Origin of the sequence: Gemmata obscuriglobus (assembly GCF_008065095.1) — a bacterium.
Classification (GTDB): domain Bacteria; phylum Planctomycetota; class Planctomycetia; order Gemmatales; family Gemmataceae; genus Gemmata; species Gemmata obscuriglobus.
In genome coordinates this window covers 8,179,994-8,204,950 of the sequence record NZ_CP042911.1, presented here as the reverse complement: position 1 = coordinate 8,204,950, position 24,957 = coordinate 8,179,994, and the positions used below count along the sequence as shown (strand labels likewise).

The window sequence follows — 24,957 nt, the reverse complement described above, 5'->3', positions numbered from 1 at the left end:
CTCCCCCTTCCCTTTAGGGAGGGGGGCCGGGGGGGTAGGTTCTTCGCGCCGCCCGCCCGTGCCGCACCTCGTGACCGGACAAGCCGTTGATCCGGCCAAGCGCGAACTCGCGTACCGGCTCCGCCGCGAAATGACTCCGGCCGAACAAGTCCTGTGGTCGCACCTCCGTGCGTCGAAATTAAACGGCCTCCATTTCCGCCGCCAGCAGATCGTTCACGGGTTCGTCGCCGATTTCTACTGCCACGCCGCCGGCGTCGTTGTCGAGGTGGACGGCGGCGTTCACGACACCCAGGTCGAGTACGACGCGGCTCGCGATCAGGCGTTCGCCATGCTCGGCCTGCTTGTCCTGCGGTTCCGCAACGAAAATGTGACCGAGAGCATCACGACCGTCCTTGATCGCATCGCCGCGGCCTGTGCGGAACGCATCGCAGCAGCTACGGGATCACCGGCCGGATGAGTGCCCGCCTGTCTCGCTCCCCTCCCTTTAGGAGGGGTGGGGGTGGGTCTTCGGAGCGAGTTTACCATGATCCAAATCGACACCGTCACGAAGCTCTACGGCCCGAAGGTCGCGGTGCGGGATCTTACCCTGCACGTGCCCGCGGGCGAACTGTTCGCGTTCCTGGGGCCGAACGGGGCCGGGAAGACCACCACCATCAAGATGCTCTGCGGGCTCCTGTTCCCCACCACGGGGAGCGTCCGCATCGGCGGGTTCGACGTGCGCGCCCAGGGCGACCAGGCCCGCGCGCTCGTCAGCTACGTCCCCGACCAGCCGTTCCTGTACGAGAAGCTCACCGGCCGCGAGTTCCTCCAGTTCACCGCGGACCTGTACGGAATGCCCCCGGGCCGGTCCGCGGACAAGATCGAGGAGGTGATCGAGCTGTTCCACCTCAACGAGTTCGTGGACGACCTCACCGAGCGGTACTCGCACGGGATGCGCCAGCGCACCGTGTTCGCCGCGGCGCTGGTGCACGAGCCCAAGCTGCTCATCGCCGACGAACCGACCGTGGGGCTCGACCCGAAGAGCATCCGCGAGCTGAAAACGCTGCTCCGCCGGCTCGCGGCCGAGGGGATGACGGTGTTCCTCAGCACGCACACGCTCGACATCGCCCAGGAGCTCGCCGACCGCATCGGGATTCTGGACCGCGGCACGCTCCTCGGGTGCGGCACACTGACCGACCTGCGCAAACAGGCCGCGATGGACGGCAGCCTGGAAGACCTGTTCATGAAGATCACCGAGGAAGACGCGCCGCAGCCGGCGCTGCCCCTCGCGTAGCGCGTCTGACCCGGCCCGCCCCTCACACCCACTGGTGGCCCATGTCCCCAACCATCGACGCCCGGCCGGCGGCGCCCGCGCAAGCGGCCCTGTTCCGGCGCCTGCGGCTGCAACTGTTCCGCAACGGGCTGCGCGTCGCGCTCGAGAACGGCCGCGTGCGGCTCGTCACCATGATCGCCACCAGCGCCGTGGTCGCGGCGTTCACGTTCGCGGTCAGCCTGTACCTGTTCAACCAGCTCCGGGTGAACAACATCCCGTTCAAGGGGGCCATCGTCGAGGCGCTCTTCGAGCTGCTGTTCTTCACGCTCGGGACGATGCTCATCTTCTCGACCGGCATCATCCTCTATGCAAGCCTGTTCACCAGCCCCGAGGCGCGGTTCTTGCTGTGCTCGCCGGCCCGCGCCGACCAGATCTTCGTCACCAAGTTCCAGGCCGCGGTAACGTTCAGCTCGTGGGGTTTCGTGATCCTCGGCGTGCCCATCTTCGTGGCCTACGGGCTCATGTCCGGCGTGCCGTGGTACTTCTACCCGCTGCTGCCGCTGTACCTGCTCGGGTACGTCATCCTGCCGGGCTCGGTGTCGGCCGCGGGGTGCCTCCTGCTGGTGCGGTACATGCCGCGGAACCGCAAGCAGTTCTTCGCGCTCGTGGGGCTCGTGGTCGCCGCCGGGCTGCTGTTCTGGGGTTACCGAATTCTCGTGGGGTTCCGCCGGTCGCTGGTGAGCAGCGGGCGGGAGCTGGACGACCTGATCGGCCAGTTCGACCTGCTCCGCAGCGGGTTCTCGCCGAGCCACTGGATGACCCGCGGCGTGATGGCCGCGGCCCGCGGGGACCTCGCCGCCGCGCTCGTCCCGCTGGCCCAGGTGTGGAGCAACGGGCTGCTGTGCTTCCTGGGCGCGGCGTGGGTCGCGAAGCGCGTGTACCGCACCGCCTACGACCGCCTCTCCGCCTTCGGGCGCGACAAGAAGGTCTACAAGACGAGCCCGCTCGACCGGCTCATGGAGGCGCTGGTGTGCTACCTCGACCGCCGGACGCGCGTGCTGGTGGTGAAGGACTTTCGCACCTTCCGGCGCGACCCGACCCAGTGGGCCGTGCTGGCCATCTTCGGCGTGCTGATGCTGATCGGGGCCAGCAACTTCCGGCAGTACTACTCCGCCGACCTCGGCATCATGGACAAGTACGCCATTAGCCTCATGAACCTGAGCGGGACGGCGATCCTCCTGTGCGCCGGGCTGAGCCGGTTCGTGTTCCCGCTGATCTCGCTGGAGGGGCGGAAGTTCTGGATCCTGGGGCTCACCCCGGTGAGCCGCGACCAGATCCTGTGGGGCAAGTTCGCGTTCGCGGCGACCGGGTCGCTGGTCGTGGCCGAGGCGCTCATCCTGACCAGCGACGCGCTCCTCGGGCTGCCGCTCGAAGGGCTGGCGCTGCACGCCGTGGCGGTGGCGGTGGCGGCCCTGGGGCTGAGCGCGCTGAACGTGGGCCTGGGCGCGTACCTACCGACGTTCCGCGAGACGGACCCGTCGAAGATCGTGGTCGGGTTCGGCGGCACCGTGAACATGGTGACCGGGCTCGCGTTCCTGGTCGCCGTCATCGGCGTGATGGTGGTGCCGTTCCACGTGGCCCAGCTCGCGAAGGGCGCGACCGCGGGGGCGGCCAAAATCAACCCGTGGGTGTACGCGGGCATCCCGGTGGGGCTGGTTCTGGGCGCGGCGGCGGCGGTGCTGCCGCTCCGCGCGGGGGCGAAATCGCTCCGCGAGATGGAGTTTTGAGCGCGGAACCGGAGTGGAAGCAGTTCTGACAGGATAAATAGGTGTCAGCAGCACTTCAGGATAAAGCAGACAGGAGAAAAGCAGTTTTTGACAGGATCGACAAGATGACCAGAATTTCAAAGACAACAGAACAGTGCTTGTCTTAAATCCTGTTCATCCTGTCGATCCTGTCAAAAACTGCCTCCATGTTGAACCAGCGTTACAGCGTCTTGAGGTACTCGATCACCTGGGCGCGCTCATCGGCGCTGAAGTCGTCGCCGTAGGTGTGGCCGGCGTTGCTCCGACCGGGCTTCGAGGTGTCGTAGATCTTTCGCGACTCGTGCGCGCTCAGCTTGCCGGGCACGGCGCCCAACTCGGTCACCTTCCAGCCCACACGCACCGGATCGTAGTTCGCCTCGTCGGTCTTGTAGCTGCGTGTGTACAGCTTCGGCCGCCCCTTCGAGTTCAGCACCCCGTCGAGGGTGGGCACGCTCGCGTTGTGGAGGTACGGCGCCGTGGCCCAGACGCCGTCCAGCGGCGGCGCCTGGTAGCCGTCGGTCCAGCGGAGCCGCTTCCCGTTCACGAACCACCCGCCGCTCTCCTCCTTCCCGAACCACGACTCCGAGTACTCCTTGCCGTAGTCGGCGCTGATGCCCCGGTGCCGCGCCGGGTCGGTGCCGATCTCCGCGAGCGGGATCACCTTGTTCGGGTACGTCCACTTCGCACCGTAGGTGCCGTGGCACGTGGCGCAGTGCTGTTTGAAGAGCGATTCGCCCTTGGCCGCTTTCGCCGCGTCGATCGGGAACGGGTACTTCGGCGGTTCGAGGTTCGCGAGGTATGCGGAGATGTCGCGGAACGCCGGCTCGTGCTTGTCGAAGTCCTTCGCGGTGGTGAGCGGGTGCATCATGAACTGCATCAGCGTGCGCACCGACCGCGCGTCGGTGGCCCCGGTGTAGTAAATGGTGCGCTTCTTCTTCATCAGCCACCACGCGGGCACGTCCTCGCACAGGTCGTCGTGCAGCCCCAATTCTTTCCGCGGGGTGCGGAGGCTGAGGTCCGGGTTGCGGAACCCGAGCAGGTACACGCCGAACCCACCGGCCTCGGTGGTGCCGCGGACGTTCGAGAACGTGAACGGCAGCTTCGGCGTCAGTCCCTCGGCCCGCGCCATGTCCTCGAACAGCGCCTGAATGTCGAGCGTGCTGTTCCCGAGCCCGACGTAGCTCTTCCCAAAGATCGAGCCGCCGTGGCACAGCATGCAGTCGATGCCGACGCCGGTGTTGAGGAGCAACGGTGCCTTGCGCAGCCCCATCGGTAGGCCGTCGTTGGGGTACGGCGCGGCGTGCAACCCGTAGCGCTCCAGAACCGCCCGGTCGTAGTCCGCGGGGCGCTCGCCCACGTCCCAGCTCTTCCAGGCGTTGGGCAGCGCGAGCCGGGTCCAGAACGCCGGTATGAACGCGGTGCGCGTGAGCGCCTGGTAGCCGCGCTCCGCGGGCGCCGGAGCCTTCTCCGCGGCGCCCGCCGGCGTCGCAACAGAAACCGCGAGCAGCGCGACGGCGAACCGTGTCATCACTTCCTCCTGCGAGTGGCCGGCGCCATTCTACCCGCCGCCCGGCCCGGCTCCAATCAACCGCAAACTCGGGCGGCACCAAACAGGGCGGCGCAAGCGGGCGGCGCCGGTGCGTCACAGGGGTGTCAGCGGGAAGAACAAGCAACTGTGCCGAACACCTCACCTCCGAACGGAGCACCCCGATGGTTCGCTCAACTCTTTTGGCTCTGGCCGCGCCGGTCGCGCTCGCCGCCACACTGTTCAGCCCCGGCACGGCGGAAGCCGCCAACCGGTTCGCGGTGACCGGGATCGAGAACAAGAGCACGCACACGATCACTTACCAGTACAAATGGGGCGACGACCCGTGGCACACCGCCACACTGAAGCCCGGCGAAACGCGGCTGCACTGGTGGACCTACAGCAAGGCGAACGAGAACAAGTCGCCCGCGCTACGGGTACGGTTCGACTCCGAGTTCGACCCGAAGCAGAAGCCGTTCTTCATCGAGTACGCGCTGAAGCGGAGCGCGGCCCCGGCCCACGACTGGGAGGACGCCCACAAGTACGTCTTCACGAACGACGGCAACAAGTTCTTCATCGACCTGCACGAGAAGAAGTGACCGCTTGAGGCAGAAGGCAAAAGTGAAAAGGCAAAAGGGAACCGCCTGCGGCGTAAGGCAAACGCTGAAAGGCAAGAAGGAAGAGGTTGCGGCCGCTCCCTTTTGCCTTTTCACTTTTGCCTTTTAGCTTGATCCGGTCGGGCTTGAATGTGGCTTCCGCACCCTGTTACAGTTTGCGGCGGGGGAAAGCTCACCATGCGTTGCATCGTCACCGGCGCCGCCGGGTTCATTGGCTCGCACCTGTGCGAGCGGTTACTCGCCGACGGCCACGCGGTCACCGGCATCGACTGCTTCACCGACTACTACCCGCGGCCGGTCAAGGAGCGCAACCTCGCGCACCTGATCGACAAGCCGCACTTCACGCTGCGCGAACTCGACCTGTCGCAGGGCGTGCCGGCGGACGTGACGGCCGGCGCCGAGTGGGTGTTCCACCTCGCCGCGATGGCCGGGCTGACGCGGAGCTGGCTCGACTTCGACAGCTACAACCGCCACAACCTCACCGCGACCCACCGCCTTCTGGAGTCGCTCAAGGGCTCGCCCACGCTGAAGCGCGTGATTTACGCGAGCACGTCGAGCGTGTACGGCAAGTACGCGAGCGGCGACGAGTCGCTCCCGACCCGCCCGGGCTCGCCCTACGGCATCACCAAGCTGGCCGCCGAGCAACTGTGCCGCGTGTACGCCGACGAGTTCGGCGTGCCCAGCGTGGTGCTGCGGTATTTCAGCGTGTACGGGCCGCGCCAGCGCCCGGAGATGGGCTACCACCTGTTCATCAACGCCATCCTACAAGGGAAGCCGATCAAGCTGACCGGCGACGGCCTCCAGGTCCGCGGGAACACGTACATCGACGACTGCGTGGAGGCGACGGTCCGCGCCACGCAGGCGATGCCGGGCGAGGCGTTCAACCTCGGCGGCGGCGAACTCGTCACCGTGCTCGAGGTGTTCAAGAAGCTCGAGCGGATCATCGGCAAGCCCGCGATCATCGAGCGGCACCCCGCCCGTGCCGGCGACCAGCTCTCGACCGGCGCCGACGTGACGAAGCTGTTCAAGCACCTCGGGTGGAAGCCCACCACCGGCACCGACGAGGGCCTCGCGAAGCAAGTGGAGTGGCAGAAGACGCTCCTGTGACCCAGAGGTGCCCATGCTCGCTCGCGCCGCAGTCGGCTCGATAACCTTGTGCGCGGTTGTTCTTGGCGGCTTGGCTCAGGAACCGAAACAACCGCAAGAGGTCAAGTTCAAGCCGACGCTCATTCTGACCGGTTCGCACAGCGCGATCCGGAAGAACAAGTTTGAAGTCGTTGCGAACGAACGAGATTGGCAGAAGTTGTGGAAAGAGCACCGCGGCGACGCGGCAGCGCGACTCTTCACCGACGCCGATCAGAGCTTCGACGTCGACTTTGACACGCATTACGTTGTGGCCGTTTTCTACGGCGGTTCCCCTGAAGGTCGGGTGACGCCCCGGCGGCGCGGCGAAGCGCTGCTGATCGGCTACGAAAACCTGTACTACCAAACCGAGGGAGGGGCCGTTGATACATCCCCTGATCTCTCGAAGGCGCAGGAAGCGACGACCGCACACTACGCCTTCCTCGTGCTCTCGAAGCCGATGAAAACGGTCGTGATCGAGCGGAACACGCAGCGAGTACTCGGCGAACCGCCCATCTGGGAAGAGCAAAAGCGTTTTCCGGCACCGAAGGACAAGAAGTAACGCGACGGATCGCCCCACTCAAGGACCGCACGGATGCTCGACACCCTGAACCGACACCTGATGCACCCGTTCATGGCGTGGCGGGCGGGCAGCAAGCACCTCAGGCACCTGCGGACCGTGGAGCGGACGCAGTTCGACCCGCCCGACGTGATCCGGGCGCGGCAGCTCGCGGCCCTCAAAGTTCAGCTCCAGCACGCCTGGGACACGGTGCCGTACTACCGCGCCGCCTGGTCGCGGGCGGGCGTGCACCCGTCCGATGTCCGCGAACTCGCCGACCTCGAAGCCTTCCCGGTCCTCACGAAAGCGGACATCCGCCGGCACAACCGGGCGCTGGTGTCGTCGGCCTACGACACCGCCCGGTGCCGGGTGAAGACCACCTCCGGTTCGACCGGCGTACCTCTCAAAATCTACTGCGACGAGCCCGCGATGCAGTGGAAGACGGCCTGCACCGTCCGCTCGGACCAGTGGTCAGGGTACCGGCTCGGGCAGCGGGTCGCGAAGGTGTGGGGCAACCCCGAGTACCGGCACTTCGGGCTGAAGGGACGGCTCCGCAACCACTTCTTCGACCGCGCCGTCTACCTCGACACGCTCAACCTCAACGACCAGCGCGTCGCGGAGTTCGCGCGCACTATCCGCCGGCACCGCCCCGGGCTGATCTTCGGGCACGCGCACTCGCTGTACCTGCTCGCGTGCGCGCTCAAGAAGTCCGGCGGGAGCGACATTCGCCCGAACGGCATCATCTCCACCGCGATGATCCTCCACGACTGGCAGCGGGCCGTCATTGAGGAGGTGTTCGGCTGCAAGGTGACCAACCGGTACGGATGCGAGGAAGTCAGCCTCATCGCGAGCGAGTGCGAGGAACACAACGGGCTCCACGTCAACGCGGACTCGCTGTACACCGAGGTGCCGGCCGACGGCAAACTGCTGATCACCGACATCTGTAACCGGGCGATGCCGCTGATCCGGTATCAGGTGGGCGACGTGGTGGTGCCGTCGAACCGGGCGTGCCGGTGCGGCCGCGGGCTGCCGCTGATCGAGCGCGTCGAGGGCCGCGACGCCGATTACGTGCTCACACCAGCGGGGAACCTGATCTCCGGCATCTCGCTCACGGAGAACTTCGCGGTGCTGGTGCCGGGGGCGGCGCAGGTGCAGATCGTGCAAGAGTCGATCACCCAACTGCGAATCCGGCTCGTCGCGGACGCCGCCTTCGGGGACAACAGCCGCCGGAAGATCGCGGCGCTGGTGCAGGACACGTTCGGGGATACCGTCTCGCACGAGGTGGAATTGGTAGACGCGATTCCGCAAGAGCCGAGCGGGAAGTACCGGTTCTGCATTTCCAACGTCGCCCGTGAGCGCATGCAGGAGTTGAGCGCGTGACGGAGGAACCTACCCCCCCCGCCCCCTCCCTGAAGGGAAGGGGGAAGTCCTCGCGCCTCGCGTCCGGCGCACCGGAAACGTTAGCGGTACTTAGCGGTTCTTCCTCCCCCTTCCCTTTGGGGAGGGGGGCCGGGAGGGTAGGTTTTCCCGCCGTCTCCATCGTGATGGCCGCGAAGAACTACGCCCGCTTCCTGCCCGAGGCGGTCGAATCGGTGCTCGCGCAGACGTTCGGCGATTGGGAACTCGTGATCGTCGATGACGGCTCGACCGATCACACGCCCGCGGTCGCGCGGCCGTTCCTGAGCGACCCGCGGGTGAGGTACTTCCGCTCGGACACGCTCGGCCAGCCGCGGGCCAAGAACCTCGGGATCAGTCTCAGCCGTGCGGCGCTGGTCGCGTTCCTCGACGCCGACGACGCCTGGGAACCTACCAAGCTCGAAAAGCAACTCGCGGTGTTCGCCGAGAAGCCCGAGGTGGGGGTGGTGTTCTGCCGGCGCACGTTGATGGACGAAGACGGCCGACCGGTGCCCGCGAAGAGCGAAACGCAGCCGCTCCGCGGCTCGGTCCTGCCCGACCTGTTCACCCAGAACTTCGTCTGCTTCTCGTCGGCGGTGGTGCGGCGCGACGTGCTCTCGCATGTCGGCGCGTTCGACCCGCAGTGGGATTTGGCGATCGATTACGACCTGTGGCTCCGCGTCTCGAAGTTCCACCGGTTCGATTTCGTGGACGAGCCGCTCGTGCGGTACCGCACCGGGCACGGGAACCTGTCGAAAAAGCTCCGCGACCGCGTCGATACGGCGATGTCGATCATGCACCGGGCCGAATCGCGGTACGCGGTCGGCGACACCGTGCCGGCCGAGGTGATCGCGGACGGCTACGCCTCGACGTGTCAAACAATCGGATTCGTGATGCGCGCCGCCGAGCCGGTCACGTCGCTGCGGTGGTACGCTCACGCGCTACGTTGGCCGGCGCGGCGAGTGATTTCGCTGAAGGGGATGATCGCGGGCGCCCTTGCCGCGGCGCGCGGCCGGCAGCAAGGGTCGCCCGAAAACGCGACGGTCAATCTGTAAGAGACCTGGGAAGAGATTGGCCACAAAAGAAGACGGAAGAGAGATTGGCCGCAAAAAAGCACAAAGGGCACAAAAGGAAACCAAAGGCAAAGACAGAAGAGTGAGTTCAAAACACTTCTCTTCGTCCTCGTCTTCTGTCTTCTTTTGTGCCCTTTGTGCTTTTTTGTGGCCAACCTTCTTTATCAATCTCAATACAGACCAATGTCGAGCGCGTTGGACAGTTCTCGGGCCACCCACCACGCCCCGCTCCGCCACCGCGAGTGGATCTTCACGCTCACGAGCTGCCCCGGGTCGATCGCGGTGTCCGGGTCGGTCATTTCGACCTCGACCAGGTATACCTGTGCGAGCGGCGCCAGCAGGTTCGGGTCTTCGTTCGGCTTCACCGCCAGCGAGCCGCCGCCCCGCTGGCTCAGGGCCAGCGGTATCGTCGCCGCGTTCTGGGCCGGCAGCTTGTCGCGGTGGACCTTGCCGCTGAATGTGCGGTCGCTTCGGCCCTTCACGCACACCGACACGTCCAGCTCGCTGCGCGCCGTCAGGTCCTCCTTGAGCAAGCGATAGTCGTAGGGCGTCACCGGCACTTTGAGCACCAGCTTCAGCGGGTCGCCGACCGAGAACACCGGGGTCGTTTCGGTGTACCCCTTGTCGAACAGCTTGCCGATCTCGTCGCGCTTGGGGGCGGTGATGAGCGTCCCGTCGCGCGTGGCCCGCAGCTCCCGCACCCCGATCTGGCGCTTCAGCAGGCGGGCCACGTCCCGTTCGGCGGTGTCGGCCTGCGCCTTGGCCCGCACGTACTCGTTCAGGAACCGCTGCTCGTTCGCGGCGTCGCCGGCGCCTTGGGCCTTGAGCACCTTCTTGTTCAGCATGTCGGCCGTCTGCTGCTGGGTCGCCCGCGCCGCTTTCGCCTTGGCCAGTTCGATCTCCAGCGCCGTGCTCTCAAAGGTGCCCAGGAGTTGCCCCTTGCGCACCGCCTGCCCGGGGCTCGCGCCCTCCAGCTTCACCAGCCGCGCCGGCTCGGACAGCATGACCCCTTCGAGGTGCTCCGGGTCGATCGCGACCAAACCCGTTTCGTGCACCCGGCTCACGGGCAGCGGCAGGAAGAAGAACGCCGCCACGAACGCCGCGAACACGGCGAGCGTGATGTAAACTCGTGCCGCTTTCATGTCTGGCAACCGCCCCCGTTGACGGATGTTCTTGATCACCTTGTAGGTCGGAAACACGAACACCGACGCCAGCGACATGAGCGCCAGCATCTGGCTCAGCACCTTCAGTTTCGGTCCCATGAAGTCCGCCAGGAACCACAGGATGCTGAACGTCACCACCCACTTGTACACCCAGCTCCCCACCGCGTAGATGACGAACAGCCACTTGCGCCACGGGGCCATGTACGCCTCCGGCGGCACGTCCACCCCCAGGCACTTCGACAGGAACAGGTTGTTGAGGAACCGGTTCGCCTTCTCCCGCAGGTTCGGCACCTCCAGCCAGTCCGCGAGCATGTAGTACCCGTCGAACCGCATCAGCGGGTTGGCGTTGAACATGACGGTGCTCACCGAGCACAGCACCATGATGCACAGCGCGATGTTGTTGGCGGTCGGGTACGCGGGCGTGTACCACCACACGAACGTGGCGATCGACGCGATCACCAGCTCCACGTAGATGCCGGCGAAGCTGATGATGATCCGCTTCCATTTGTCCGCCAGGGTCCACGCGTCGGTCACGTTCGCGTACAGCGCCGGCGAGAGGCACATGAGCAAGACGCCCATCTCGTGGCACTCGCCCTTGAACGCCTTACAGCTCAGCCCGTGGCCGAACTCGTGGATCACCTTCACCACGCCCAGCGACAGCCACATGTACAGCACCGAGTTCCAGGTGAAGAACTCCTGGTACGCGGGCAGCTTCGCCTGGAACGTGTTGTAGTGGAGCGTCACGTGCACGATCGCGGCGAGCATCAGCCCCACGCTGGCCGCGAAGAACCAGGCGGTGAAGACCCACCGCAGGTAGCCGTACATCCACGTGAGCAGCCGGTCCGGGTCGAAGACCGGGATCTTCAGGTACAGGATGTTGCTGACCGTGGCGAGCCGCCGCATGCGGCGCTGCTTGGCGCGGCGCTCGAACAGGTGCCGGGCGGCCCCGGGCTGCTCGTTCTGCACCAGCCCCGCGGTCACCAACTGGCGGGCGAACCCCTCCAGGTCCGCGAGTTCCAGCCGCATCGGCTTGAACTCCTCCTCGAACGCCTCCTGCACCTCCTCCATCGTGTGCTTGCCGTCGAACAGGCCGAACACGAAGTGCTCTTGCCGGCTGAACCGGTAGTACCGCAGGCACACCGGGTCCTTGATGACGGTGAACGTCTTCCCTTCGTACTTTTGCTCGAACGACTGCAGGTCGGGGCGCACCCGCAGCCGCACCGACTTGCGGCGCTCGGCGGGGTTGTTCAGGTTCGCGATGAGGTCGTTGGCCATGGGTCGGTGCGGGTGTGAGTGGAAAGAGGGGGAGCAACGGACCCGGGCTCCGGCGGCCCGGGTCGGCCGCCGGAGCCCGGCACTCACGCCGTCACTTGTCGGACGGGATGATCACGTTCGCGATGCTGTGGTCGATCAGTTGCAGCTCGCGGTTGTCCAGTTCCACCCGCACCGTGACGTACCGGGCGTCGGTGGCGTCGATGTTGACGATGCGGCCGGTGTGAGTCTTGCGGGCCTCGGACGGCGGCTTCCACAGGTGGATCGCGCCGCTGCTGGTGCCCACAGCCAGGAACCGCTCGCCGCGGACCGGGCTGAACGCGGCCGTGGTCACCGGCACCCGGCCCGGGGTGATGAGCCGCCCGACTTCCGAGCCGCGCCCGCTCCGCGGCGCCTGCCACACCTGCACCGTCCCCTTCAGGTCGCCGTCCCCGCCCGCGGTCGCCAGGAGGTGCGGCCGGTTCGGGTCGCCCTTCGCGCCGTCGGCGTTGGGCTCGAACACCGCTAGCGTCGAGAACGCGCCGGCCGAGCCCATGTTCTGGATCTGGCCCACCGTCTGCCCGTTCGACGGGTCCACGAGGTCGAGCCGGCCCTTGTCCTGGTCGAACAGCACGCGGGCGCCGTCGCTGCTCACCCCCAGCACGTCGACCGCACCGGCCCGGTGGTCCAGGGTGCGGGCCACGGCCGCGCCCTTGTCGCCAACCTTCCACACCTTCAGGGTGTTGTCCTTCGAGGCGGTGACCAGCGTGCACTGCGGGGTGAAGTTGATCGCGGTGACCGAGTCGCGGTGCTCCAGCGGCAGCGCGTACATCTTTTTGACGGTGGTCAGGTCCCACACGAACACGTCGCGGCCGGCGGCGGTGGCGAAGTACTTGCCGTCCGGGCTGACCGCGATGGCCTGCACCGCGGACGTGTGCGCGTCCTCGGCCACCACCTTCGGCGCGGTCGGGAGCTGCTTGCGGTTGGTCACGTCCCACACGCGTACCTTGCCGTCGTCGCCGCCGGTGATGACCAGCACGGTCCGGGCGGCGGCGGTGGCGGTCGCCACGCTCTTCACCCCGACCGGGTGCGGCAGGTTGTGGGGCACCGACACCGCGGTGTTCGCGTTCTTGCTCGCCAGCGGCGGGTCCCACACCAGGGCCGCGCCGTCGGCCCCCACCGAGACGACGAGCGGGCCGTCGGGGTGCGCGGTGACCGTGACCCCCGTGACCGCCTGCCGGTGGCCGCTGTGCGACGCCTCCGGCGCGCTGGGCAGCGCCGGCTCGACGATCACCTCCATGCCGATCCGCACCGCGCGGATGTACTGCACGTCGAGCTGGCCCTCGATCCGCACCTTATCAGTGCCCTCGATCTCCATGATCTTGTCGCCGGCCTTCACGTACTCGCCCGGCCGCTTGGCGATGGTACGGATGGTGCCGTTCACCCCGCTCCGGATCTGGTGCCGGCCCATCAGCACCACCGCTTCCTTGTAGTCCGCGTCGGACTTGGCGATCTGGCTGACCGCTTGGTCCTGGTTCTCGCGGAACCGCGTCAGGGTGATGAGGTCGTCGAGCCGCTCGCGCTGGGAGCCGGCGATCCCCATCGTTTTCTCGGTCACGCGGAGTTTCTCGTCCGCCGCCTTGACCCCCTCCTCCGAGTTCTTCTTCGCGCTGACCGCGGAGTCTTTAATCTGCTTCGCGCCCTCCATGCGGGCGCTGACGAGTTGGTCGTCCATGAACGCGACGATCTGTCGCGCCTCAACCGGCATGCTCTCGCGGATGCGCTTGAGCGGCTTCTTGGGGTTCCCGGTGTCGCGCGGGTGGTACAGGATGCGGTCCCGCTTCTGCTGCTCGGTGAGCTTCGGGTCGTCCATCAGAGCTTTCAGTTCGCCCGGCGTGTACGGCGTGGCGAGAAGCTCAATGGTGCCGTCCACCTCGGCCGAAACGATCTGCCGCTCGTCGTACTGGACAACGCAGTTGGGAACCACCAGCGGTTCGCCGCGGACGACGCCCGCGACAGAGGCCGGCAGCGGCGCGGGGACCCAGAGCGGGCTACCGGGGTCGACCGGCGCCGGCGGGTCCGTGGGGCCGTTTTTGCCGCCCGGACTGGTATTTTTGGGGCTACAACCGATGAGTAGGCCGCCGAGCGCGGCCGACAGGAGCGAGAACGCGAGAACGCGAGAACGCATGACGTTGTCCTCTTTTACTGGGACCGTAAGGGGTTGTGACCTGGGGCCACCGGTGCCCTGGCGCTCGCCAGTCGGGCCGGAAGGCGGGTTGTCGCGAGTTCCAGACTTCCGCTCCGGGTCGAAGCGCGAAGCCGTCCCTCTTCAGCCCGGAGTCTAGAACCCGGAACGGTTAGAAGAAGAAGATCACCTTCTCGTAGAACCACTCCCACACGCCGTGGAACAGCGTGTACCCGAGGGCGTGGTCGCCGCACCGGATGCGGGTGTTCACTTCCAGACCAGTCGTCAACTGCTCGCGCGGGATCCACTTGTCGGGATCAATGCCGTCGATGTTGAGTTTGACGTAGGCGGTCACGACGGGCTCGTTCTCGTCGTGCTCGTTCTTGTTCGGCACCGCCTCGGCCATCAGGTCCTCGCGGTACAGCCGGCCCTTGTACTGCGTGGCAGCCTGGCTCCGCAGGATCACGTCCACCTCGAGGTACTTGCGGCCGCCGCGGTCGGGGTCGGTGAGGTGCTGGGCCGGGTCGGCGAACGCCCGTAGCACCTGCCCCACGTTCCGCTGCGGGATCTTGAGTTCGAGATGCCACGGCCCTTCCAGGTGGGCGATCCGGAGCATCTCCTCGTTGGGCCGCATGGTGCGCCCGAGCAGGCTCTCGCGGTTGTCGTTGTTGAGGACGGTCCACTGGTCCCCGCCGGCGCGGGCCAGCGAGCCGAAGTCCGGGGCGTTGGCCCGGAAGAACCCGGGACCGCGGCCGTGCGCCTGGCCCTTCGCGGACGGGTCGGTGCTGACCCGGTTGTACTGCTGGTCCAGGGCTTCCATGTCGCCCCGCGCCTTATCGCGCCGACCCTCCGCAACCGACCGGTCGGCCTCGATCCGTCGCTTGTCGGCCTCGGGGGGCGACGACTGAATCTGCTTGTTGTATTCACCGATGAGCATGTTCTGTTCGAGCCACTCGCCCCGCGCCCGGTTGTATTCCTCGGAGAGTTGGTCGCTGGACAGCGTCACCAGTTCGTAGTTCGGGTTCACCCGCTGGCCCGGCTTGGCGCGGATGTCACGCACCACCCCCTCGCGGGGCGGGTAGATCTTCGCGATCTCCACCGGGAGCATCTGGCCCTTGGCTTCCACCCGCAGCGGCGCCGGAACAAGGGCCATCACGGTTGCCAGCACCACGACCAGCAGCACGATCCCGGCGGTGATGAACCGGCTCTTACCGCCGAGCCCCTCCTGCACCTTGGCGATGGGCCACCACAGGAACTTGAGCGGCACCCGCTTCATCTCGGCCGCGTTGTACAGCGCCGGGGCCGCGTGCTTGGCCACGATCTCGAACCGCTGGACGAGCGCCTCGGTCTGCTCCGGCGGGTTGAACACCTCCATCACCAGCACGCCGCGGGCGGGCTTGGCGGAGTCCTTCTCGCGCTCGTCGCGGATCGGCTGCACGATGAGCAGTTTGGGCTGGCTCTCGTGCAGGTAGTCGTCCAGCGCGTGGGACACGTCCGGGGGCAGCCCGGGGTCCTTCTCGCCCTTGAACGTGAGCGTCTCTCCCCACTGGAGCACGGCCTGCATCAGCAGCCGGAGCCGGCGCACGTGGGTGCTCGCCTTCTCGACCACATCCGCCCCGCTGACCGCCTCAACGGTCACCCGCTTCCGGTCGTGCCGGACGCCGACGCACAGCCGGTCGCACTCGATCAGCTTGCGGCCCTCGTTGGCGACGTGGTACGCCACCTCCGTGGGGTTCAGGCTGGAGTGGATGTGCCGGGCGAACGACTCGACCTGCGTGTAGGTCTTCTCGATGCCGGCGGCGACGCGGGCGTTGCTGAAGCTGTGGTACTGGCTGGCGTACCCGGCCATCTGGAACGCGTAGTTCAAGAAGGTCGGATACATGCGCGGGTCGTGGACCGCGTCCTGGAACACTTCCAGGATGCCGAGCGTCTGCTTCTCGGGGGTGACGATCGGCGCGAAGAGCGCGAAGTGGTCGGTCAGGTTGGCGGGCGGGACCGGGCCGGGCTCGCCGGGGCCGGGCGCCATGCGCCCGTTCGGCTCCAGCAGCACGGGCCGCGGCGGCGCGGCCTGGAACACCTGCCGCAGCACCTCGTTGTGGCACTGGCGCCCGCCGCGGCGGGCGTCCAGCCCCATCTTGTCGATGTTCTCCTGGCACGCGAGCTGCAAGAAACCCTGCGGCGTGCGCAGCCAGACCGCCCCGGCCGGCGCATCGATGGCGCTCAGGGTGCGGTTCAGGAACTCGCGGTAAAAGTCGGTTGGCGGAAGGGCCGAGCCGGCCAAGCGCCCGGCGGTTTCGAACGCTTCTTCGATCTGACGCGCGTATTTACTACGTGCGTCATCGCCGCCCCCGGAGGGGACGGCGGGAGCGGTCGTGGTCGGGTTCACGGCTTTTGGCCTCGCGTTACGGTTCCGAGCGTACCGTCTGGGGCGACAGACGCGGCCGGACGAATATCGTCGATCATATCTCGCAAACGGGGGTGCGGGCAAGCTCACGGTCGGATGCCGCACGATTCGCACTTTCGGCACGCCCGGCGCTGCCGGCACGGCCTACTCATCTTACACGCCGGCGTCGGTGCCGGGGTGCTGATTCTCCCAAGTCAGAATGTGATGCATCAGGTCGGCCGGGTCCATGTCAGTCGTCGGTAGCGGCCAGTCGAACCGCTCGGACGCGGCGAGCTGGATCGCGGCCCCCCGGCCGAACGGCTCGTTCCACAGCCGAACGAACTTGCCGATCGCGCGCCCCCGGCGGCAGAGCCGGTCGATGCACGATAAGGCGTCGTCTTCCGTGCGGGCCGCGTCGGAGAGCAACTCGGTCCAGTCCGCGAGCCACTCCACCAGCATCCGGGCCTCAATGTCGCCTAGCCCCCGGGTCAGCGCTTCATCTCGTAAAACGTAGCGAACGAGCAGGTCGCACTGCGTCGGCATGAGCCGTTCCCCCACGAGCCATATCACCCCACGGCCGGCAGGTCCCCCAACCCGCCGGCCCGATCCGCTCGGACGTTCATCGCGTGTGTGACGGGGCGTATAACGCGGGCGCCGGTCGGTCGCAAGCGCACGTGCCGCATTTCGCGGCTTGTGAGTTCGCCCAGTAGGCACAGGTGAGTAAGCCGGATAAGGTGGGCTGGAACCTCCCGGCCCCGTTCCTGCCGCGCCCGAATTCGGCGCGACCGGGACACGCCAGCTCCCTTGGATTGCCCATGTTGGTCGAAGCGGTCACCGTTCTTCTTGTAACTTTCTTCGCGCTGGCCGGGGCGGCGTGGCTGGCCCCCGCTCTGTTAAGGCCCTTTCTGTGGGTACTGGTGCGGGTGCTGTACCGGTTCACGGTGTACCACCGCGCGCGCGTTCCCCGGACGGGGGGCGTGCTCGTCGTCTCGAACCACGTGAGTTACGTCGACTGGCTGGTGCTGTGGGTGGCGTGCCCGCGCCCCGCGACCTTCGTCCTGTGGGAAGGGTACTACCGCCACCCGTTGCTGCGGTTCTTCTTGTCATGGGGGCGGCACAACACTGTTCGCGTGGCGGAAGGCGCCCGGCCGCACGCGGTTCACGACAGCCTGAAGCGGATTGCGGAGGTGCTTGATGCCGGTCGGGTGGTGGTGATGTTCCCCGAAGGCGCGCTGACGCGCTCCGGGAACATGCTCCCGTTCGGACGCGGCGTCGAACACGTCCTGAAGTTCGTCACGACGGACGTGAAAGTGGTTCCGGCGTGCGTCGGGGGGCTGTGGGGGGGCTTCTTCAGCCACGGGGGCGGGCCGATCCTGCGGAAACTGCCGACGGCCTTTCGCCCGCGGGTGAGTGTGCTGTTCGGTGCGGCGGAAGAGGACCTACCCCCCGGCCCCCTCCCTGAAGGGAAGGGGAGCGAAAACCCTTTTGAACCGCCTTGCACACCGGACCCGCGTGGCGCTGCGCTCGCACTCCCCTTACCTTCAGGGAGGGGGCCGGGGGGTAGGTCCTCTTCCGCTCCAGATCTGCGCCTGGCGGTGCAGGAGTGTACCGCCGACCTCGCGCTCCTCGAAAGCGCCCACCTGCTCCCGGTCCACCGGCGGTTCGTCCGACAGGCCGCGAAGTTCCGCCGGCTGTTCCGCCCTGCGATCACCGATTACTCCGCCGGGCCGCCCCGTACCCTCACGTGGGCGAAGCTGTTGGTCGCGGCGCTGTGCGTTACGAGGTACCTGCGCCCGCGGGTCGGCGCGGCGCAGAACGTCGGCATCTGGCTGCCCACGGGGCTGGGCGGTGCGCTAGCGAACATCGCGGCGGCGTTCCTGGGCAAAACGTCGGTGAACTTCAACTACACGGCCGGCACCGCGGCCGTGCGCTCCGCCGCCCAGCAGGCGGGAGTGCGGGTCGTCGTGACCGCGAAGCGGTTCACCGCCCGCGTGCCCCTCGACCTGCCCGCAGACGTGCAACTGATCTACCTCGAAGACGCCCTTGAAGGCGTAACGAAGTGGCAGCGCGTCTCGACGTTCCTGCTCGTGCTGGCGCTGCCGGGATGGGCCATCGACCGCTTCGTCCTGGGGCTCCACCGGCACCAGATCGACGACATCATCACGATCATGTTCTCCAGCGGCAGCACCGGTGAGCCGAAGGGCGTGGTGCTCACGCACCGGAACGTCGCGTCGAACGCGGACGCGTCGCTCCGCACGCTGGAGGTCGCGACGGGCGAGGTGCTGTTCGGGTTCCTGCCGTTCTTCCACAGCTTCGGGTACACGGTGTGCCTGTGGCTGCCGCTGAACACGCCGTGCGCCGCGGTCTACTTCCCGGACCCGCGCCAGGCGAAGGAGGTGGGCGACATCGCCCGCACGACGAGGGCCACCGTGATGGCCGCGACCGCCACGTTCCTGCGGTTCTACATGCGGCGGTGCGGCGCCGACGACTTCCGCACGCTGCGGCTCATCATCTGCGGCGCGGAAAAGCTGCCCGTTAAACTGCAGGACGAGTTCCGGGAGAAGTTCGGGGTGCTCCCGCTGGAGGGGTACGGCTGCACTGAGTTGTCCCCGGTGGTGTCGTGCAACATGCCGGACGTGGACCGCGGCGGCCGGCGGCAGCAGCGGAACATGCGCGGCACGGTGGGGCAGCCGATCTTCGGCGTGTGCGTGAAGGCGTTCGACCCCGAGACGCGCGTCCCGCTCCCGGTCGGCGCCGGGGGCGTGCTGTGCGTGAAGGGGCCGAACGTGATGGCCGGCTACCTGCACCAGCCCGAGAAGACGGCCGACGCCGTCCGCGCCGGGTGGTACAGCACCGGGGACGCGGGGTTCATCGAGCCGGAGGGGTTCCCGCGGATCACCGGGCGCCTGTCCCGGTTCGCGAAGATCGCCGGCGAGATGGTGCCGCTGGAAAAGTTGGACGACGAGATGCACGAGGCGCTCGCGACCGGGGGCGACCGGGTGCTGGCGGTGGCCGCGGTGCCCGACGAGAAGCGGGGCGAGCGGTTGGTGGTGCTACACCTGCCCGAGGTCGGACCGCGGCTGGCGGACCTGCTCGCGGCGCTGCCGAAGCGCGGGCTCCCGAACCTGTGGGTGCCGGACCGGCGCGACTGCCACCCGGTCGACGCCATGCCCGTGCTCGGCACCGGCAAGCTCGACCTGAAGCGGCTCGGGGATCTGGCGAAGCAACTCGCCGGGGCGGCTCCTGCCGCCGATCCGCGGAAGTAGCTTCGGGCTCACGGCTTCGCGGCGCCGGCGGGCGCGTGGCCGCGCTCGCCCCGGGCCACGAACACGGCGGTCGTGAGGTCGGCCGTCACGTTCACCATGGTCCGGCACATGTCCAGCAGCCGGTCCACCCCGATGACCAGCGCGATCCCCCCGGCCGGCACGTCGAACTGCACCAGGATCAGCCCGATGAGCGGGAGCGACCCGCCGGGGACGCCGGCCATCCCGCTCGCGGTCAGGATGCACAGCACCAGGGCCACCAGTTGCTGCTCCGGGTTCAGGTGAATGCCGAACGCCTGCGCGAGGAACAGCACCGTCACCGCCTCGAACAGGGCGGTGCCGTTGTGGTTCATGCTTGCCGACAGCGGCAGCACGAAGTTCGACACCTCCCGCGGCACGTTCAGGTCCTCCTCGGCGCACCGGATCGCGGTCGGCAGCGTCGCGCTGGAGGAGCTGGTGCTGAACGCGGTCACCATGGTGCCGCGGGCCTTGGTGAAGAACTCCGTCGGCGACATCCCGCCCAAGAACTTCACCAACAGCGGCAGCACAACGAACAGGTGCAGCGCCAGGCCGCCGAGCACGGTCAGCACGAACGCGCCGAGCGAGAACAATAGCGTGTACCCCAGTTTGGCGGTGGTCGAGAACAGCAGCGCGAACACCGCGTAGGGGGCCACGGCCATCGCCCACCGCACGATCACCTCGGTGACCTGGTTCACCCCCTCCAGCACGGCGACCAGCGGCGCGGCCCGGGCGGGCTCGATGCGGGTCAGCGCGAACCCCACCAGCAGGCCGGTGAACACGATCGCGAGCATGTCCTTCTCGACGAACGCGACGAGCGGGTTGGCGGGCACGACGTTCACGAACGTCTGCACCCCGAACTCCTTCTTCTTGGCGGTCGCCAGCTTCTCCTCGGCCTCCTTGCCGTACTCGGCCATGAGCCCGTCGCGGAGGTCGCGGGCGGCGGTGCCGGGCTCGATCAGGTTCACCAGCGTCAGCCCGATGGCGGCGGCCAGCGCGGTGGTGATCAGGAAGTAGAGGATCGTCTTCGCCCCGATGCGGCCGACGTTGCCGGTGCCGCCGAGCCGCGACACCCCCAGCGCCAGTGACGCGAACACGAGCGGCAGAATGGGTAGGAACAGCAGGTTCAGGAACACCGCCCCGACCGGGCGGGCGAGGTACTTCACCACCCAATCGACCGGCCCCGCGGGCACGACGCCCTTGCTGACGAGCGCGTTCGCGAGGCACCCGAGGGCGGCCCCGCCGATCAGGCCGAACAGGATGCGCGTGTGCGGGACCGTGTGGGCAGCGGCCATGAGTGCTCCGTTGTGGCGCCGGGGGCGGGAAGTTCGGAACAGTTTAGCGAGCGGTCCAGGCCGGGTCGCCCCGAAACCGCACGCCGTGGTGCCGGTCGCGCCCACCAGCCAGCCCGCGCGACCGGCACCACGGGCGCATGCGAACTACCCGCCGGCCCCGGACCTGCCCCGCACTCGGTTCGTCCGTAAGGTACTTCAGAACTTCCTCACTGCGCACGGGCGTGCCGGATTACCTCATCCGGAACGGACGCATTGTGGATGCGCACGTCCACGGCGACAGCCGGTTGCACGCCGAACGCGGCACGAGCCGGGCGTCCGCCGGGGCGTGATCGCGCGTGATCGCCCCGGAGGCTTACGGGCGGAAGAGGCGGTGAAGAGCTTCGTCGGTAGGTGCGCGGAGGCGGGCGGGGCTCCGTCTCGGTAAATCTGTGCTCGCGTACCGACGAGCGTGACCTCATTTTGGTGTCTTAATGAAGCACTTGCTGGGGCTGGAAGGGGTTTCGTCCGCGGAACTGACCCGCATTCTCGACGCCGCGGAGCGGCTCGACCGCGTCGGGGTCGGCGACGTGCCGAAGCGCGACGACCTGAAGGGCAAGGTCGTTGTGAACCTCTTCTACGAGCCGTCCACGCGGACCCGGGTTAGCTTCGGGCTGGCGGCCCGGCGGCTCGGGGCCGACGTGCTCGATTTCTCCCCGAGCGGGTCGAGCACGTCGAAGGGCGAGTCGTTCATCGACACCGCCAAGAACATCGAGGCGATGGGCATCGACATGGTGGTCGTGCGGCACTCGTCGCCGGGCGCGCCGCACGTGCTGGCGAAGCACCTGATGCCGCACGTGCGGGTGGTGAACGCCGGCGACGGGGCGCACGAGCACCCGACGCAGGCGCTGCTCGACATCCTCACCATCCGCAAGAAATTGGGCCGCGTCGCGGGGCTCACGGTCGGGTTGGTGGGCGACATCGCGCACAGCCGCGTCGCGCGGAGCAACATTTACGGGCTCACGACGCTCGGCGCGAAGGTGATCGTGTGCGGCCCGACCACGCTGGTCCCCCAGGAGGTGGCCCGGTTCGGGGTGGAGATCGCGGACAAGCTCGACGACGTGATCCCGCGGTGCGACGTGCTGAACCTGCTGCGGGTGCAGTTCGAGCGGCAGCGGAGCGGGCTGTTCCCGTCGATCCGCGAGTACCGGCTGCTGTTCGGGGTGGACGCCGACCGCATGAAGCGGGCAAAGCCCGGCGCGCTGCTCCTGGCCCCGGGGCCGATCAACCGCGGGGTGGAGATCACCCCGGAGGTTGCCGACGGCCCGCACTCCGCGATCCTCGACCAGGTGACCAACGGCCTCGCGGTGCGGATGGCGGTGCTGAGCGAGCTGAGTCGGGCGGTGTGACGCCTGGACCCCGAGCCGGCTGGCTATGTCTGTGCCACAAAGGCACAAGCCAAAAACGGGCACCAGCAACCGGACCGCAAAGAGGCTCCAATCCAGGCCACAGTAGTCAATCCCGTGTTTCGCACTCCCTCCCGCCACGCTGACGCGGGCGGTTCGCCTCACGGCTCGCCGAGCGTTTGCCTGCTGCTGTCAGCGGCAAACGTTCGCGCGTCTCGATCTCGTCAAAATTCGCGACCTTGAAACGGCGGAACTCCGCCTCCGGTGAAGGCATTCCGATGATGCCCGTTCGCGCTCATTTCACCCGAAGGCGAACAAATAGCCGTTCGTTTCAAAATTTCGCTCGTGTTCCGATCGGCGCTGTGGCAGACTGACGTTTCTTCAACACAAACGTCTTCTCGCCCATGAGTACCGTACCGACCGCCGAATTGTTCCTGCGGCACCACGCCCGCGTCGCGCAGGGCGTTCCCACAATCGCGGTTCTGGTCGGCCCGGTCGGGCTCGGCCGGCGCGCGTGGAGCCTCTGGGTTGCCAGCTTACCGCGGCCACATGCCGTAGCGGCCACGGCCGAACCCGACGAGGTGCTGACTGCGTGGGTCGCGGTCGCACTCGGCGCGACGGACGCCGTTGCTCTCGCGGTCCGGTGTGTTGAGCGCTGGGCCGGCCCCGGGGCGGCCGCCGTCACCCTGCCGGCCCGCCCGACTCTCTACGACCTGGACGTCCTGTGGCGCGGCCTGCCGATCGACCCGCGGGCGCCGGCTGCAACCGCCGCGCGGCTCCTCCTGTCCGACCGGGCGCAAGGGGCTGCGACCGATCCGCCGCGGTTCGTGCGCGAGGTGGCGGGTGCGTCCGGCGACCCCGGCCGGGTGGTGCGCGCGGTCGCGGATCTGTACCCGCCGGAGCTGTGGCCGGCGCTGCTCCTCACCCCGGCCCCCGGCGCGTTGCCGGCGGCACTGCGGCTCCTTGAGGCCGTCGCCGTCACCGAACCGCGCGTGCCGGTCGGGGCGGCCGTTACCCGCGACGAGTACGACCAGTTCGCGGCGCAATTCGAGGGGACGCGGACCGCCGCGCTGGCGAGCGAGGGGTTCATCGAAGTTCGCGGCGTCGCCGGGAACGATCTGGAAGCGCGGCTCCGCGCGGCCGGCCTCGACCCGCCGGTCGCGACGGTGGCCCGGCTCGTGAACGACGGGGTGGCGGACGACGTGGCGTCGGCGTTCGTGGGCGCGGCGCGGGTCGTCCGGAATCCCGCCCCGGCGGACCTCGCGTCCGACTTCCGCAGCGTCCACGAGGAGTTTCTGTTCGGGCAGTTGGAATCGCTGCCGGAGACCGCCGGCCTGTTCCGCCCGAACCAACCGCTCCCGTTCCAGCACGGGAACCAGACGGCCGAAGCCGTCCACCTCCACCGCCGGCCTGAAGCTGGCGGTGGAGGTGGACGGCGCGTTCTACCACCTGAACCCCGAGCAGTACCGCCGGGACCGGCGCAAGGACCACCTGTACCAGAAGCACGGGTACCGTGTGCTGCGGTTCCTGGCGGAGGACGTGGTGACCGACCTCGAACGGATTCTGAACACGATTCTGGAGGTCGTGGCCGAGCGCCGCGGCCCCGCCCAACCCACAGGTGCCGCATGAGTGCGACCGCCCAACTGGCCCCGCCCCCATCCCCAACCGACCCCTCGGCGGCTGCGGCGCCGGGCCTCGCCGACCTGATCTTGCTGCGACTGCTACCCGCGTCGAAGAGCGTCGGCGAAAGTGATCTGCGGAAGGATCTGGCGGTCTTCTTCTCCCGCAGCGCCCCCACGGCCGACGACGTGACGCAAGCGCTGACGGGACTCCGGGCGGAGGGGTACGTGACCGCGAAGGGCCAGCGCGCCACCGACGCCGGCCGCGTCCGCGCGTTGCAGTTCTTGGGCGTGGAGCAGTTGCCGCCCCGGGCGAACTGGGGCACCGTAAAGGCGAAATTCCTCGTGCCGCGGGCGCTGGGCACAACCCCAGACGCGTTGAAGGGCGAGAAACTCGCCGCGCTACTGCTGAAGCGGGAACTCGGGCTTCCGGTTGCGACCGGCGACACCCTCAAAAAGGTGTTCGAGGCCATCGCCTGTCAGGCGCTCGGGTTCGCCGACCACACGGAGCTTAAAACACTCGTCCCGCTTCTTCTCGCGCGAAAGATGGGCCGCGAGGTCCCTCCGGACGAGCGTGACATGACCAACACCGTTCCGCGGGTGCTTTTGGACGCGCCCGGGACCGGCACGAACGGCCTCCGCGCGGTCGCGTTGCGTGGATGGGCCGACGGATCGCACACCGAGCCGCGCCCGAAAGCTGCGGACCCGCACCCGGAGCCCTCGAGCCGGCCTGCGGACCCGGAGCCGTTCGACCTGGAGGCGTTCGCGAATACGGTGAAGGCCGCTGCACGACGGTGCCCGACTGGACGGTTCGGCGGGTACAAGGTGTTCATCAGCCACGTCTGGGAACAACTGCGCAACGACCGACCGTTCCACGCACTCGGCCTCGATGGCTTCAAAGCCAAATTGATCGAAGCGAACCGCGAGCGTCTGCTGACGCTAAGCCGTGCCGACCTCGTGCAACTCATGGACCCGGCCGACGTGCGGGCGTCCGAGACGACCTACCTGACCGCCACCTTTCACTTCATCCTGATCGAGGGGAGCTAAGCC

Annotated in this window: 17 protein-coding genes; 11 read left to right on the top strand and 6 right to left on the bottom strand. The window is 67.8% G+C overall.

All coding sequences use genetic code 11. The features are described from left to right. The first annotated feature begins 70 nt into the window (after positions 1–70). The 3 genes from GobsT_RS39140 to GobsT_RS33995 all read left to right on the top strand — a co-directional run bounded on the left by GobsT_RS39140 (position 71) and on the right by GobsT_RS33995 (position 3,039). Positions 71–457: an endonuclease domain-containing protein gene (locus GobsT_RS39140; protein ID WP_197905163.1), complete on the top strand. Its 387-nt coding sequence runs from the start codon at positions 71–73 to the stop codon at positions 455–457. 66 nt (positions 458–523) lie between these two features. After that, a complete protein-coding gene (locus tag GobsT_RS34000) occupies positions 524–1,273 on the top strand; it encodes an ABC transporter ATP-binding protein (RefSeq protein ID WP_010036664.1) in 750 nt (249 codons plus the stop codon). 41 nt (positions 1,274–1,314) lie between these two features. Further along, entirely contained in the window at positions 1,315–3,039 is a 1,725-nt protein-coding gene (locus GobsT_RS33995; RefSeq protein ID WP_010036665.1) for a putative ABC transporter permease subunit, read from the top strand. Positions 3,040–3,238: 199 nt separating this feature from the next. Here GobsT_RS33995 and GobsT_RS33990 read toward each other — a convergent pair whose 3' ends face one another. Beyond that, positions 3,239–4,585 carry a c-type cytochrome gene (locus GobsT_RS33990; RefSeq protein ID WP_010036666.1) on the bottom strand — a complete coding sequence of 449 codons (1,347 nt, stop codon included), beginning with the start codon at positions 4,583–4,585 and terminating at the stop codon, positions 3,239–3,241. A gap of 182 nt (positions 4,586–4,767) precedes the next feature. Here GobsT_RS33990 and GobsT_RS33985 point away from each other — a divergent pair, with 182 nt between their 5' ends. From GobsT_RS33985 to GobsT_RS33965, 5 genes are all read left to right on the top strand, one after another. Then, entirely contained in the window at positions 4,768–5,181 is a 414-nt protein-coding gene (locus GobsT_RS33985) for a hypothetical protein (RefSeq protein WP_010036667.1), read from the top strand. Between the two features lie 195 nt (positions 5,182–5,376). Then, a complete protein-coding gene (locus GobsT_RS33980) occupies positions 5,377–6,306 on the top strand; it encodes an NAD-dependent epimerase/dehydratase family protein (RefSeq protein WP_010036669.1) in 930 nt (309 codons plus the stop codon). Between the two features lie 13 nt (positions 6,307–6,319). Further along, on the top strand, positions 6,320–6,883 hold the full coding sequence (locus GobsT_RS33975; protein WP_010036670.1) for a hypothetical protein: 564 nt from the start codon (positions 6,320–6,322) through the stop codon (positions 6,881–6,883). A gap of 33 nt (positions 6,884–6,916) precedes the next feature. Further along, positions 6,917–8,260, top strand: coding sequence for a phenylacetate--CoA ligase family protein (locus GobsT_RS33970; RefSeq protein WP_010036671.1), 1,344 nt, complete (start codon positions 6,917–6,919; stop codon positions 8,258–8,260). Beyond that, a complete protein-coding gene (locus tag GobsT_RS33965) occupies positions 8,257–9,330 on the top strand; it encodes a glycosyltransferase family 2 protein (protein WP_261340041.1) in 1,074 nt (357 codons plus the stop codon). Before GobsT_RS33970 ends, GobsT_RS33965 begins: the two co-directional genes overlap by 4 nt. Before the next feature lie 188 nt (positions 9,331–9,518). Here the strand turns inward: GobsT_RS33965 and GobsT_RS33960 are convergent, their stop codons facing one another. The 4 genes from GobsT_RS33960 to GobsT_RS33945 all read right to left on the bottom strand — a co-directional run bounded on the left by GobsT_RS33960 (position 9,519) and on the right by GobsT_RS33945 (position 16,873). Next, a complete protein-coding gene (locus tag GobsT_RS33960; protein ID WP_010036673.1) occupies positions 9,519–11,786 on the bottom strand; it encodes a site-2 protease family protein in 2,268 nt (755 codons plus the stop codon). A 91-nt stretch (positions 11,787–11,877) separates the two neighbouring features. Further along, positions 11,878–13,950, bottom strand: a complete 2,073-nt coding sequence (locus GobsT_RS33955; protein ID WP_109571420.1) for an HlyD family efflux transporter periplasmic adaptor subunit — start codon at positions 13,948–13,950, stop codon at positions 11,878–11,880. Positions 13,951–14,119: 169 nt separating this feature from the next. Next, the gene (locus GobsT_RS33950; protein WP_010049979.1) at positions 14,120–16,333 is read right to left on the bottom strand and encodes an HlyD family secretion protein; all 2,214 of its coding nucleotides are present in this window, start codon (positions 16,331–16,333) and stop codon (positions 14,120–14,122) included. A gap of 171 nt (positions 16,334–16,504) precedes the next feature. Continuing rightward, positions 16,505–16,873 carry a hypothetical protein gene (locus tag GobsT_RS33945; RefSeq protein ID WP_010049981.1) on the bottom strand — a complete coding sequence of 123 codons (369 nt, stop codon included), beginning with the start codon at positions 16,871–16,873 and terminating at the stop codon, positions 16,505–16,507. A 173-nt stretch (positions 16,874–17,046) separates the two neighbouring features. On the opposite strand from GobsT_RS33945, the gene GobsT_RS33940 reads away from it, so the two are divergent. Further along, entirely contained in the window at positions 17,047–19,596 is a 2,550-nt protein-coding gene (locus GobsT_RS33940; protein ID WP_148087975.1) for an AMP-binding protein, read from the top strand. 8 nt (positions 19,597–19,604) lie between these two features. On the opposite strand, the gene GobsT_RS33935 is transcribed toward GobsT_RS33940, so the two are convergent. Further along, positions 19,605–20,906: a dicarboxylate/amino acid:cation symporter gene (locus tag GobsT_RS33935; protein WP_010052213.1), complete on the bottom strand. Its 1,302-nt coding sequence runs from the start codon at positions 20,904–20,906 to the stop codon at positions 19,605–19,607. Positions 20,907–21,376: 470 nt separating this feature from the next. Here GobsT_RS33935 and GobsT_RS33930 point away from each other — a divergent pair, with 470 nt between their 5' ends. Together GobsT_RS33930 and GobsT_RS41440 are read left to right on the top strand one after the other, a co-directional pair. Then, positions 21,377–22,291 carry an aspartate carbamoyltransferase catalytic subunit gene (locus GobsT_RS33930; protein ID WP_010048936.1) on the top strand — a complete coding sequence of 305 codons (915 nt, stop codon included), beginning with the start codon at positions 21,377–21,379 and terminating at the stop codon, positions 22,289–22,291. Between the two features lie 401 nt (positions 22,292–22,692). Then, complete coding sequence (locus tag GobsT_RS41440) at positions 22,693–24,954, top strand: hypothetical protein (RefSeq protein WP_232068438.1); 2,262 nt, start codon at positions 22,693–22,695, stop codon at positions 24,952–24,954. The last annotated feature ends 3 nt before the right edge of the window (positions 24,955–24,957 follow it).